The sequence below is a fragment of the Pseudomonas moorei genome (assembly GCF_042846945.1).
Lineage (GTDB): Bacteria > Pseudomonadota > Gammaproteobacteria > Pseudomonadales > Pseudomonadaceae > Aquipseudomonas > Aquipseudomonas moorei.
This window is the reverse complement of the sequence record NZ_AP035776.1, coordinates 4003974-4017752: the sequence shown is the minus strand read 5'-3', so window position 1 is coordinate 4017752 and position 13779 is coordinate 4003974. Positions and strand designations below refer to the sequence as shown.

General features: G+C 61.4%; 8 protein-coding genes and 2 pseudogenes. 2 read left to right on the top strand and 8 right to left on the bottom strand.

All coding sequences use genetic code 11. The features are described 5' to 3' along the window. The first annotated feature begins 39 nt into the window (after nucleotides 1-39). Both ACGJAX_RS18985 and ACGJAX_RS18980 read left to right on the top strand, forming a co-directional pair. Nucleotides 40-2130, top strand: a complete 2091-nt coding sequence (locus tag ACGJAX_RS18985) for a hydantoinase/oxoprolinase family protein (protein ID WP_390955712.1) — start codon at nucleotides 40-42, stop codon at nucleotides 2128-2130. Nucleotides 2131-2225: 95 nt separating this feature from the next. Then, a complete protein-coding gene (locus ACGJAX_RS18980; protein ID WP_390955711.1) occupies nucleotides 2226-3209 on the top strand; it encodes a helix-turn-helix domain-containing protein in 984 nt (327 codons plus the stop codon). A gap of 29 nt (nucleotides 3210-3238) precedes the next feature. On the opposite strand, the gene ACGJAX_RS18975 is transcribed toward ACGJAX_RS18980, so the two are convergent. From ACGJAX_RS18975 to ACGJAX_RS18940, 8 genes and pseudogenes are all read right to left on the bottom strand, one after another. Continuing rightward, nucleotides 3239-4237, bottom strand: coding sequence for a bile acid:sodium symporter family protein (locus tag ACGJAX_RS18975; RefSeq protein ID WP_090327373.1), 999 nt, complete (start codon nucleotides 4235-4237; stop codon nucleotides 3239-3241). A gap of 217 nt (nucleotides 4238-4454) precedes the next feature. Continuing rightward, nucleotides 4455-6410: an acetate--CoA ligase gene (gene acs / locus ACGJAX_RS18970; protein ID WP_390955710.1), complete on the bottom strand. Its 1956-nt coding sequence runs from the start codon at nucleotides 6408-6410 to the stop codon at nucleotides 4455-4457. A gap of 78 nt (nucleotides 6411-6488) precedes the next feature. Continuing rightward, nucleotides 6489-7034 (bottom strand): annotated as a pseudogene (locus ACGJAX_RS18965) (methyl-accepting chemotaxis protein); the annotation flags it as partial. Between the two features lie 360 nt (nucleotides 7035-7394). Beyond that, nucleotides 7395-8372: pseudogene (locus tag ACGJAX_RS18960) on the bottom strand (cache domain-containing protein); the annotation flags it as partial. A gap of 111 nt (nucleotides 8373-8483) precedes the next feature. Beyond that, complete coding sequence (locus ACGJAX_RS18955) at nucleotides 8484-10004, bottom strand: aldehyde dehydrogenase family protein (RefSeq protein ID WP_390955709.1); 1521 nt, start codon at nucleotides 10002-10004, stop codon at nucleotides 8484-8486. Nucleotides 10005-10093: 89 nt separating this feature from the next. After that, nucleotides 10094-10921, bottom strand: a complete 828-nt coding sequence (gene phnX / locus ACGJAX_RS18950; protein WP_390955708.1) for a phosphonoacetaldehyde hydrolase — start codon at nucleotides 10919-10921, stop codon at nucleotides 10094-10096. A gap of 45 nt (nucleotides 10922-10966) precedes the next feature. Beyond that, entirely contained in the window at nucleotides 10967-12301 is a 1335-nt protein-coding gene (locus ACGJAX_RS18945; RefSeq protein WP_390955707.1) for an MFS transporter, read from the bottom strand. Nucleotides 12302-12597: 296 nt separating this feature from the next. Then, nucleotides 12598-13761, bottom strand: a complete 1164-nt coding sequence (locus tag ACGJAX_RS18940; RefSeq protein WP_247256881.1) for a 2-aminoethylphosphonate--pyruvate transaminase — start codon at nucleotides 13759-13761, stop codon at nucleotides 12598-12600. Nucleotides 13762-13779 lie beyond the last annotated feature (18 nt).

Below are 13779 nucleotides of genomic sequence, written 5' to 3'. Positions count from 1 at the left end.
TCGAGCCCGGCCCCTTTGAGCAATCTGGAATCCCTCATCATGAGCAAGCAACAATATCGTCTGGGCATCGACGCCGGCGGCACCTTCACCGACTTCATCCTCGCCGACCGCAGCGGCAACGTGCAGCTGTTCAAGGCGCCCTCCACGCCCCAGGACGGCACCATCGCCATCCGCAACGGCCTGGCGCAGATCGCCGACGCCATCGGCCGCACGCCGGCCGAGATCATTGGCGACTGTGACCTGTGCATCAACGGCACCACCGTGGCCCTCAACGCACTGATCGAAAAGACCGGAGTGAAGGTTGGCCTGCTGTGCACCGACGGCCATGAAGACAGCCTGGAAATCCGCCTGGGCCACAAGGAAGACGGGCATCGCTACGACGCCAGCTACCCGCCGGCGTTCATGCTGGTGCCGCGCCACCTGCGCCGGCCCATCGGCGGGCGAATGCTCAGCGATGGCAGCGAACACGCCGCGCTCGATGAAGACGCGATTCGCCAGGCCATCGAGTATTTCCGCGAACAAGACGTGAAAGCGGTAGCCATTTCCTTTGTCTGGTCGGTGCGCAACCCGGACCATGAATTGCGCGCCGCCGCAATGGTGCGCGCGGCATTGCCGGGGGTATTCGTCTGCACCGGCAGCGAAGTGTTCCCGCAGATCCGCGAATACACCCGCACCTCGACCGCGGTGGTCAACGCCTACCTGAGCCCGGTCATGGGCCGCTACATCGAACGGATCGACGCGCTGTTCGAAGAGCTTGGCGCGCAACAACCGACGCGCTACTTCCAGTCCAACGGCGGCCTGGCGCCGGGCGTGGTGATGCGCGAGCGTGCGGTGAATGCCATCAACTCCGGCCCGGCCTCCGCGCCGCAAGCGGGGTTGTGTGTCGCGCAGCCATTCGGCATCGATAACGTGATCACCGTGGACATGGGTGGCACGTCATTTGACATCACCCTGAGCAAATCCGGGCGTACCAACTTCAGCAAGGACACCGATTTCCTGCGTTATCGCATCGGTGTGCCAATGATCCAAGTGGAAACCCTCGGCGCCGGTGGTGGCTCGATTGCCTACCTCGATGACTTCGGCATGCTCCAGGTCGGCCCGCGCAGTGCGGGTGCCAACCCCGGACCGGTGTGCTACGGCAAGGGCGGCACCGAGCCCACCGTGACCGACGCCAACCTCGCCCTGGGCTACCTGGCCGACGGCGCGCTGTTGGGCGGCAGTATCCGCCTCAATCGCAAGGCGGCCATCGACGCGATCCGCAGCAAAATCGCCGAGCCTTTGGGCATCAGCGTCGAACGTGCGGCCATCGGCATCATCACTCTGGTCAATCTGAACATGGTCAGCGGCATTCGCCGGGTCTCGGTAGAGCGCGGTTACGACCCGCGGGACTTCGCCCTGATTGGCGCCGGCGGTGCGGCGGGCATGCACGTCATGCGTCTGGCCGAGGAAATCGGCAGCCAGGTGGTGCTGATTCCGAAAGTGGCTTCGGGGCTGTGCGCTTACGGTCAGATTCTCTCGGACATCCGATACGACCAGTTGGCCACCCTGCCGATGCGCCTGGACGACGATCTGGTTGACCTGCCGTTACTCAATCAGACGCTGCGCGACCTGCGCGAGCGCGGCATGACCGACCTGCGAGACGATGGTTTCGGCGCCGACGACAACGTGGAGTGCCTGTATAACCTGGAGATCCGCTACCTCGGCCAGATTCACGAATGCAGCGTCGAGCTGACCTGCGATCGGCTGGATCCGTCGAGTCTGGTGGCCTTGCGGGAAGCGTTTCATACGCGGCACAAAGCGCTGTTTTCCTACAGTGAGCCTGAAAGTCCCGCCGAGCTGGTCAACCTCGAATGCTCGGTGATTGCGCGCCTGCAACGCCCACCGATGCCGGAGTTGCCGCTGCCCGGCGAAAACGTCGCGCCCCAGGCGAGCGGCTACCGCCCGATGCTGTTCAGCGCCCAGTCGAGCTGGCAGGAAACCCCGGTGTACAACGGCGATCGCCTGCAATCGGGGCAAACCGTGCAAGGCCCTTGTGTGATCGAGGAGACGACCACCAACATCGTCGTCCCCCCGGGCTGGCAGGCGACGCTGGCACCCTCGGCCACCTACCGGCTGACACCTGGTGATTGACCGCCCGTAAGCATTGGCAAATGATGGCAAACCAGCGGTGCCGAGGATTCGTTACCTCGGCACCGTCCTCATAATAAAAAGATACGAGGGCCGCCATGGCGTACAAACTTTCCACCCGTTCCTGGCCCGACAGTCAACGCCAGCCGCTCTGGTCCCAGGCCATCGGCAACGCTTATTTCCCTTTATCCCTGGAGTTCGCCCCCAGCAGCATCTTCAGTGGCAGCCTGCAGATCTGGGAAACCGGCAGCACCCCGCTGACCCTGTCACGCTTGCGCTCCAGTCAGCTGGGTTATTCACGCAGCAAGGCCCAGGTCAGTGAAGATCGCGAAGCCTGCTACCTGGTCACCGTACCGCGTCGCAGCGAAGTGCATTTCGAACAGGACGGCCGCGCCCTGCATTGCCAGCCCGGTGGGTTTATCTTCGAACGGGGCGATGCGCCCTACCGCTTTCATTACGCCAGCGACAACGACCTCTGGGTGTTCAAACTCCCCGAGCGCGCGTTGCATGGGCAACTGCGCGGGGCCGAGCGCTACACCCGCTTCTGCTTCGATGCCAAGCGCGCACTCGGGCGAATCTTCGTCGATCAACTGGCGATGTGCGCCGCCCGCTTCGACGAATGCGACGAACCCGCCCGCCACATGCTGCTGGAGCAGGCACTTTCAACCTTGTTAATGGCCTTGCGCGACGATGAGCGAGTGCTCAACAGTGAAAGTTCGAACCTGGCGGCCATGCATTTGCAACGCATCGAGCAATACGTCGAGAAGCAGCTGGGCAACCCGGACCTGGCGCCGCAAGTGATCGCGGATGCTTGCGGCCTGTCCGTGCGCTACTTGCACAAACTCTTCAACAGCACGCCCTACAGCCTCGGGGAATGGATTCGTCTGCGCCGGCTAGAAGCGGTCAACCGAGGCCTGCACGACCCCAATTGCCACCTGTCGATCGGTGAACTGGCCATGCGTTGGGGATTCAGTGATCAGGCGCAATTCACCCGAAGCTTCCGCCAGCACTTCGGCTGCACCGCCAGGGAAGTGCGCAGCGGTGCCGCGCGGACGCCGGGTGCATCGACGTCGAATGTTTGAGCCGGGATTCAAATCCCGGCCCGTGTCATTCAAGGATCGACCTGGCCCATCAGTTCAGCCACCGATTCCTGGCGATTAGCGTAGCGCTGCGCCAGGACCGCACACACCATCAGTTGAATCTGATGGAACAACATCAGCGGCAGGATCAACACACCAATGGTGCTGCCGGCGAACAGCACCTGAGCCATTGGCACCCCGGTGGCCAAGCTCTTTTTCGAGCCGCAGAAGAGAATGGTGATGCGGTCTTCCTGATTGAAGCCAAAGGCTTTGCCCAGCACGGTTGACGCGGCCAGTACCAGCCCCAGCACCACGCAGCAGGCGACCACCAACCCGGCCAGGTCCCGCAACGGAATCTGGTGCCAGATGCCTTCGTTTACCGCCTCGCTGAACGCCCCGTAGACCACCAGCAGAATCGAGCCCTGATCGACGAACTTCAGCCAGCTCTTGTTGCGCCCGACCCAGGCGCCGATCCAGCGTCGTGCGATCTGCCCGGCAACGAACGGCAACAACAGTTGCACGCTGATCTTCACGATCGCATCGACGGTCGAGCCGCCGTCGCCGTGCACGTTCAACAGCAGCGTCACCAGCAGCGGCGTGAGGAATATCCCGAACAGGCTGGACGCCGCCGCGCTGCAAATCGCCGCCGGAATGTTGCCGCGTGCCAGGGAAGTAAAGGCAATCGCCGACTGCACCGTGGCCGGCAGCGCGCAGAGGTAGAGCATGCCCATGTACAGGTCGTCACCGATCAACGGCGACAGGACAGGCTTGAGCGCCAGGCCGAGCAGCGGAAACAGCACGAAGGTCAGGCCGAACACCAGCAAATGCAAGCGCCAGTGACCGGCACCGGCGATGATCGATTCGCGGGACAATTTGGCGCCATGCAGGAAAAACAGCAGGGCAATGGCGATATTGGTCAACCAGCCAAAGCCCACCGCCACCTGGCCACTGGCAGGCAGCAAGCTGGCGAGCAGGACCACGCCGACCAGGGTCAGGGTGAAGTTGTCGGGTAAAAAGCGCGGGCGCGTCATCGGGATCATCCGGTTTTGCCAGGAAGGTATCGGCGACTCTAACCCGCTGATGGATTACCGACTAACGCTAACAAGCCAGCCTGTGTCGGCTAAAGGACATGCCACTGGTCCGGGTAGGTTTATTTCAGGTGTGTCGCCGCCCGACGGCGCGATGCACCAGGAAACGGCGCCCGATCACTGACCGGGCGCCGCTTCATACCCGACATGGCTTTTTTGCTTATGAAGCGTTCATGGTTTTGTGGGTATCGATCAGGTGCTGCACCACACTTGGATCGGCCAGGGTGGAGATGTCCCCCAATCCCTCGTATTCGGCCGCCGCAATCTTGCGCAGGATGCGGCGCATGATCTTGCCCGAACGGGTTTTCGGCAGGCCCGGTGCCCACTGAATCACATCCGGCGAGGCAATCGGACCGATCTCTTTACGCACCCAGTTCTTCAGCTCAACCAGCAGTTTGTCGTCCGCCTCTTCGCCGCGATTGATCGTGACGTAGACGTAAATTCCCTGCCCCTTGATGTCATGCGGCACACCAACCACCGCCGCCTCGGCGACTTTCGGGTGGGCGACCATGGCGCTTTCGATCTCGGCGGTGCCCATGCGGTGGCCGGAGACGTTGAGTACGTCGTCCACGCGACCGGTGATCCAGTAGTAGCCGTCGGCATCGCGACGGGCGCCGTCACCGGTGAAATACATGCCACGGAAGGTCTTGAAGTAGGTGTCGACGAAGCGGTCGTGATCGCCGTACAGCGTGCGTGCCTGGCCGGGCCACGAATCGAGGATCACCAGGTTGCCCTCGGCCTCGCCTTCGATGATGTTGCCCAGGTTGTCCACCAGCGCCGGCACCACGCCGAAGAACGGTCGTGCCGCCGAACCCGGCTTGAGGGCGTGGGCGCCCGGCAGCGGGCTCATCATGTTGCCGCCGGTTTCGGTCTGCCACCAGGTGTCGACGATCGGGCAGCGGGACTTGCCGACGTTCTTGTAGTACCAGTCCCAGGCTTCCGGGTTGATCGGCTCGCCGACCGAACCGAGCAGGCGCAGGCTGCTGCCGTCGGCGCCTTCCACGGCAGCGGTGCCCGAGGCCATCATGGCGCGAATGGCGGTCGGGGCGGTGTAGAGGATGTTGACCTTGTGCTTGTCGACGATCTTCGCCACCCGGGTGATGTCCGGGTAGTTCGGCACGCCTTCGAACAGCAGCGTGGTCGCGCCGTTGGCCAGCGGGCCGTAGACAATATAGGAGTGCCCGGTGACCCAGCCGACGTCGGCGGTGCACCAGTAGACCTCGCCCGGGCGGTAGTCGAACACGCGCTCGTGGGTCATGGCCGCGTACAACAGGTAGCCGCCGGTGGTGTGCTGCACACCCTTGGGCTTGCCGGTGGAGCCGGAGGTGTAGAGGATGAACAGCGCTTCTTCGGCGCCCATTTCCTTCGGCGCGCAGACGGTGCCCGCCACTTTCATCAGGTCTTCGTACCAGATGTCGCGGTGCTGGTTCCACTTGATGTTGCCGCCGGTGCGCTGGCACACGATGACTTTCTGGATGCTGCTGGTTTCCGGGTTGGTCAGCGCGTCGTCGACGTTGGCCTTGAGCGGGATCTTCTTGCCGGCACGAATGCCTTCGTCGGCGGTGATCACCACTTTCGACTTGCAGTCGATGATGCGCCCGGCCAGGGCTTCGGGCGAGAAACCGCCAAACACCACCGAGTGAATCGCGCCGATCCGGGTGCAGGCCAGCATGGCGACCACGGCTTCGGGGATCATCGGCATGTAGATCGTCACCACGTCGCCGCGGTGCACGTCCTGGCCGCGCAGGGCGTTGGCGAATTTGCACACTTGTTCATGCAGTTCGCGGTAGGTGATGTTGCGGCTTTCCGCCGGGTCATCGCCTTCCCAGATGATCGCGACTTGATCGCCGCGCTCGGCCAGATGACGATCGAGGCAGTTGTAGGAAACGTTGAGGGTGCCGTCGGCGAACCATTTGATGTCGACATGGTGATCGTCGAAGGACGTCTGCTTCACCGTGGTGAACGGCTTGATCCAGTCGAGGCGCTTGGCTTGCTCGCGCCAGAAGCCGTCGGGGTTGACGACCGACTGCTGGTACATGGCCTTGTAGGTCGCCTCGTCGGTCAGCGTGTTGGCCAGAACCTCGGGGCGAACGGGATACAGGGAAGCCGCACTCATCTTTCTTACCTCGGTGGAATAGTTGTTTTTGTGATCTGTCGCAGGGTTGCAACCCAAGCATTCGGGCGATGGCAAAACTCAAATCCGGAATCGACCGAGCAGCTCGTCTTGCTGGCCGACGTGGTCCACCATCGCTGAGCATTGGCGAACCTGTTTGTCCGCATTGCCGGAGACTTCAATACTGATATCGCGGATGTTCGTGGTGTTGCGATTGATTTCCTCGGTCGTGACGCTTTGTTCTTCAGCCGCTGCGGCAATCTGCAGGTTCATGTCATTGATGCGATAGATGGCCGCACGTATGCGTTCGAGGGTGTCATTGGCTGCATCGGCATCCCCGGCAGTCTTGCTGGCCGTGTCGCGACTCTGCTGCATTCGCACCTGGGCGTGCCTTACGCCCGTCTGCAACTGGTCGATCATCTCGCGTATTTCCTGGGTCGATTGCTGGGTTCGCGAGGCCAGTGAGCGCACCTCATCAGCCACCACCGCAAACCCGCGTCCCGATTCGCCGGCCCGTGCCGCCTCGATGGCCGCATTGAGTGCGAGAAGGTTGGTCTGGTCGGCGATGCTGGTGATGACCGCGACAATGGAGCCAATGCTTTGACTGAGCGTGGACAACTCATTGATCGCATGACCCGTGGCGTCCATCTCTTCAGCCAGACGCTTGATGGCCCCCGTAGACCTGGAAACCAGAGCGACCCCGCCTGCTGTTTCTTCGTTAGCCGCGATGGCCGCTTCGGCGGCGGTTTGCGCGTTACGCGCGACATCTTCGGCGGTCGAGGCCATCTCGGTCATGGCGGTGGCCAATTGATCCAGTTCCTGCAGTTGAGTTTGCACGCGATTGGCGGCCTGATCGGCTTCGCAGGACGTCGCGGCAGTGCTCTCTCGAACGTGTCGCGAGCTGTTTTTCACATCGCCGATGAGCGCTTTCAGGTTCTGCAGGAACTGGTTGAACTCCCCGGCGACCAGCGCAATTTCATCATGGCCAACCACGGGCAGTTGACGGGTCAGGTCACCCTCGCCGCGATTGATGTCTGCCAACGAATCCTTGAGTTGATCCAGAGGCCGCAGCAGCCGCCTTACCAACAGGCCCAACACCAACAGGCTAAGCAGCACGCCCAGGCCTGTACCGATAACGGCACGCCAACTCAGGGTATGGGCTGCGGCCATGACGATGTCCTGATCCAGTACCACACCGATGTACCAATCCATGCCCTTGAGATCGGACAGCGGAATGAAGGACACCAGCAGCGACTTTCCATCGCTGCTGACCTCCTGAAGCTGACTGTCGAGGGGCAGGACGTTGCCTGCGAAAAGCTGGCTATAGGGCTTGCCGTTCAGTTCCGCGTTCGGGTGCGAAATGATGTTGCCACTTTTACTGAGCAGGAACGCGTAACCGGCCCCGCCGAAATCCAGGGTATTGATGGCGTCGGCAACCGTAGTCAGGCGAATGTCACCGCCAAACACCCCGAGCAATTGCCCCGCGTCGCTGATCCGCGCGACAGCCGAGATCAGGATTTCACCGGTGGTGGAATCCTTGTAGGGTTCGGTTAAAACGGCTTGGCTACTGGCCTTTCCAGTCGCGTACCAAGGGCGGATGCGACCGTCATAGTCAGGTTTTGGATTCCAGGCCGCCGTGTTCTTGATGGGTTTGCCATCAGCCTCCAGGGCACCGAACACCAGCTTGAATTCGTCTTTCAGAATGGGCGAATCGATGATTCGTTGGGTCGTTTGCACACTGTACTGGCGGTCGATCGCCTGGGACGCCAGATCCATCAGACGCAGTTTGCCGTTCAGCCAGTTTTCGATCTGACGTGCCACCGCATTGCTCGATTCCGAGATGCTCGCCTCGACCTGGTGACGCAAAATCGTACGTATCTGCCTGACTTGAACCAGCGATAGAAGGCTTGTCGTCACCAACAGCACACAGGCAGCCACAAGGCTCACCTTGTAACGGATTTTCATCGAAGACTCCAAAGGATCAATCAAGGCCAACAGCGCAAGTACCGGAGCATCCAGCCCTGGCGGATGCCTTCGCTGCATCGCAGCGAAGGACTCACCTCATTTCAAGAGGGGTTAGAAGAAGCCCAGCGGATTGATGTCGTAGCTCACCAGCAGGTTTTTGGTCTGCTGGTAATGGTCGAGCATCATCTTGTGGGTTTCGCGGCCGACACCGGACTTCTTGTAACCACCGAACGCGGCATGGGCCGGGTACAGGTGGTAGCAGTTGGTCCACACGCGACCGGCCTGGATGCCGCGCCCCATGCGGTAGGCGCGGTTGATGTCGCGGGTCCAGAGGCCGGCGCCCAGGCCGAACTCGGTGTCATTGGCGATGGCCAAGGCTTCGGCCTCATCCTTGAAGGTGGTGACGCCCACCACGGGCCCGAAGATTTCTTCCTGGAACACCCGCATCTTGTTATGGCCTTTGAGCAGGGTCGGTTGAATGTAGTAGCCGCTGGCGAGGCCACCCTCCAGCTTCTCCGCCGCGCCGCCGGTAAGGACTTGCGCACCTTCCTGCTGGGCGATTTCCAGGTACGAAAGGATCTTGTCGAACTGCTGCTCGGACGCCTGGGCGCCGACCATGGTGTCGGTATCCAGTGGGTCGCCGCGTTTGATTTGCGCCACCTTCTTCATCACCACCTGCATGAATTCGTCGTAGATCGACTCTTGCACCAGCGCACGGGACGGACAGGTGCAGACTTCGCCCTGGTTGAAGAACGCCAGGACCAGGCCTTCGGCGGCCTTTTCGATGAAGCTTGGTTCGGCCTGCATGATGTCTTCGAAGAAGATGTTCGGCGACTTGCCACCCAGCTCCACGGTGGACGGAATGATGTTTTCGGCGGCGCATTTCATGATGTGCGAGCCGACCGGGGTCGAGCCGGTAAACGCAATCTTGGCAATGCGTTTGCTGGTGGCCAGGGCTTCACCGGCTTCGCGACCAAAACCTTGCACAATGTTCAGCACGCCCGGTGGCAGCAGGTCGCCGATCAGTTCGACCAGCACGGTGATGCCCAGCGGGGTTTGTTCGGCGGGCTTGAGCACCACGCAGTTGCCGGCGGCCAGGGCCGGGGCGAGTTTCCAGGCGGCCATCAGGATCGGGAAGTTCCACGGGATGATCTGACCGACCACGCCCAGCGGTTCATGGATGTGATAGGCCACGGTGTTGCCGTCGATTTCGGCAGCGCTGCCTTCCTGGGCGCGCAGGCAACCGGCGAAGTAACGGAAGTGGTCGGCGGCCAGGGGGATGTCGGCGTTGAGGGTCTCGCGGATGGCCTTGCCGTTGTCCCAGGTTTCGGTGAGTGCCAGGGCTTCCAGGTTCTGTTCGATCCGGTCAGCGATTTTCAACAGGATCAGTGAGCGCGCCTGCACCGAGGTGGCGCCCCACCCGGCTGCAGCGGCATGGGCGGCGTCCAGCGCCTTGTCGATATCCTCGGCCGAGGAACGCGGGAATTCGGCGATGACCTGACCGTTGACCGGCGAGGTCGTGGTGAAGTACTGACCATTGACCGGCGCGACGAACTCGCCGCCGATGAAGTTACCGTAACGAGGCTTGAACGACACGACAGCACCGGGGGTGCCAGGTTGGGCGTATATCATGATGGGTCTCACTTGTTGTTATCAGTTGGCTGCTCATGTGCGCCGCTATGACCGGCCGCGTGGCGGCAACCGGTCACAGTCAGGTGCGATCAGAACGTTTGTGGCGACTCGCCACGCGCCAGGCGCGCGTTGATGTCTTCAACCACCCAGGGAAGGTCGGTGATGGTGTCGATGAAGTAATGCGGGCGTGAGCCTTCGAACATCGCGATGATGCGTGCGCGCTCGGTGGCCAGCTTGTCCGATGGCAACGCCACGAACTCGTCGTAGGTCAGTCCCAGGGCATTGCCGGAGCAGGTCAACGCGACCGTCCACATCCCTGCGCTGCGGCCTTCGAGGATGCCCGGCCAGGTGTCATCGACCTTGACGCAGGCCGCGACGTCATCAATGCCCAGGGCGATGACGTTGGCCAATGCCTGCGCAGGATGCGGGCGCCCGTTGGGCACTTCATCGGTGGCCACGACGTGATCAGTCACGTAGCCGTTTTCCCGGGCCAGCTCCACGACCTTTTCCATCACTACGGCCGGATAACCCGAGCAGGAACCGATCTTCAGTCCCTCATGGCGCAAGATCTCGATGGCTTCCAGCGCGCCCGGAATCAGCGCCGAGTGCAACGCGATTTTCTCGATTTGCAGCGGCATGAATCGCTCGTACAGGGCCGTCACGTCATCATCGGTCGGCAGGCGGCCGAAGGCGGTATGGAAACGCTCGGCAATCTGCGGCTCATTACACAGCGTGCGGATGTGATCCCACTTGCCCATGCCCATCGGGCCCCGCGCTTCTTCCAGGGAAACCTTCACGCCGAACTCGGCAAAGGCTTCAACGAAAATCTGGGTGGGTGCGAAGGAGCCGAAGTCAACGACGGTACCGGCCCAGTCGAGTACGACGGCTTGCAGCTTGGTAGGTTTCTTGTAGTTCATGGCGATGTCTCCAGTAGGTGGAACATTGAAAATGAGGCGCTGGAATCAGGCCTTGGCGCCGACGACCGCCGGTTGCCCGACTGATTGAAAGCTGTCCAGGACTTCCAGGGTTTTCGGGCGGCTGTTCCAGAACGGAATCAGCATCACACTGGCCACCAGCGCCGCGCCGGTGAACACCAGGAACACCGTGATGGTGTCGAAATAACCCGGCAGCAGACCGCCGAGAATGGCGCCCACCGAGCCGCAGCCGTTGACGAAGCCGGCCGCGGAAGCCGCGCCGTCCTTGCTGCCGAAATCGATCGCCGCCGAGCCGCTGATCATCGAGTCGGGCCCATAAAGCGTCATGCCCATCATGAACAGCAGGCCGACCACCATGTACAGGCTGCCGCTTTGCATCGAAGGCACGAACAGCGCCAGGCACACCGTGAGCAGCGCGAGACTGATGACACAGGCCGGCATGCGACGGGCGCCGAACAGTTTGTCCGAGGCATAACCAATGAGGATCGGACCGACCAGACCGGCCAACTCAAAGGCTGTTGGCACGATGGCGGAGGCCACTTTGCCGATCGCTGGCATGCGATCGTAGATAATCACCGGTCCCCAGAGCAGGATGGCGTAGCGCGCGGGTTTAAGCAGGAAGTAAGCAACGCCCAGCACCAGCACCGTACGGTTCTTCACTGCACTGCGAAGCCCTGCCAGAAGGCTTTCACGGGGCACGTCGGCACCACTGTCAGGCACGATTTCAACGGGCGGCAAGCCGACGTCTTGTGGCGTGTTGCGTTGCAGCAGGAAGAACAGCACGGCCACGACCATGACTACGGCAGCGCTGCTGATGAACGCCATACGCCAGTCGTGGGAGTATGAATAGGCCCACCAACCTGCAAAGGGCGTTGCGACCAGGCCACCGAATGCGTAGCAAGTCGACCAGTAGCCCAGCACGCGACCACGTTCAGTGGTGGTGAAGAAGCTGCCGATATTCTTGCAAAGGCCTGACCAACCAGTGGACTGGGCAAGACCCTGGATCAGGGTGCAGGTGACGAAGATCGGGATGGTGGCGTAGGTCCCCATGACCAGGGCCGCCAGGGCCGATATCACCAGGCCGCCGCAGACGACGACCCGTGGACCGAAGCGGTCGGAGAAGTTGCCCCAGAGGAACTGCCCCACGGCATAAGCCGCCAGGTACAGCGCATCGAGGTTGGCCATGGTGGCCTTTTCCAGCATGAAAGTCGGGTCTTCGCCGATGCCGAGCTTGGCGACGGAAAAGGCTTTACGCGTGAAGTAGAAGGCGGCGTAGGCCACCCAGGTAATGAGGAAAATCTGTACACGCCAGCGCTGGATTGATTTCCAGCCGCTCGCTGAAGCGCCTGCGATGTTGTTCATGGTCTTCTGATCCCGTATGGGTTGCCGTACAGCGCAAAAAGTTGTTTTTGTTTTTGTTTTGGGTGCCGCAACCCGTCCCGGCGAACTGCTTGAAGGGCAGCAGGCGAGGTTCAGGGTTGGTGGCTTCTGGCTTCAGACGTCAGATTATGGGTAGGCGATATCGCTGGCTCCTGCTCGGCACTGCCGGCTGTGAATGACCAGATCCATGGAAAAAAGAGGTCGCCGTAAAGAAGGTGCGATCCCAACACCCGCCCCGACACACCCAGAGTGGCGGCGACCCGAAAGGGGGAAGTGGGTTAAGCCGCTTCCAGTTCCACGCCCATCGCGAGAAGGCTGTCAGCGATGGCGCGCAGGAGCTGGTGGACGATGTGTTCATCGATCTGACCGATGCAGCCGATGCGGAAACTGTCAGCCACGGTCAACTTGCCTGGGTAGATGATGAATTGACGCGCTTTCAACTCTTCGTAGAAGCGCTTGAATTCAAAGTTGACATGCTCCGGGCTGAAGAAGGTGGTGATGATCGGCGACAGCCAGCGATCTTCCAGCAAGGTCTTGAAGCCCAGCTTGCGCATCCCGGCGACCAGCACGTCGCGGTTGCGGGTGTAGCGTGCGAGACGACCCTGCACGCCACCTTCGGCCTGGTGTTGCTCCAGGGCTTTGTGAAAGGCAACGACACTGTGGGTCGGTGGGGTGAAACGCCATTGACCGGTACGCTCCATGTAGACCCATTGCTCGTAGAGATCGAGGCTCAGCGAATTGGCGCGGCCTTTCGCGGCCTCCAGCACAGCGCGGCGGATGATCACGAAGCCGAAACCGGGAATACCCTCGATGCACTTGTTCGCCGAGGACACCAGCACGTCAAAGCGTATGTCGTCGACGCTCAGGGGGACTGCGCCAAACGAACTCATCGCGTCAATGATCAGGCTCTTGCCGTGCGCTTCGACCACTTCAGCGATTTCGCGCAGTGGATTGAGGATGCCGGAGCTGGTTTCGCAGTGGACGATGAACACGTTGGTCACGTCGGGGTTGGCATTGAGCAGCGCATCCACTTCTTCTGGCTGCGGCGGCAGATAATCGCCCTTGTCCAGGGTGATGTAGTCGCGCCCCAGGTACTCAAGCGTCTTGGTCGCCCGTTGGCCGTAAGCACCATTCATCAACACCAGTGCTTTGCCGTCACGGGGAATGGCGCTCGCCAGGGCGGCCTCTACCGAATAACTGCCGCTGCCCTGTAAAGGCACGCAGGCGAAACTGTCGTCCTCGACGCCAGCCATGCTCAGCAGTTGCTTGCGAACTTGTGCAGTGAGGGTATTGAAGGCGCCATCCCATGAGCCCCAATCCCGGAGCATGGCTTCTTTGGTGGCCTTTGAAGTGGTCAGGGGGCCTGGTGTCAGCAGGTAGGGTTCACCCAATGCCGGAACGGCCAATGGTTGATGTTGGGAGGGGAATTCGGCTTTGGTCATGATCTTCTCCTGCGTTGT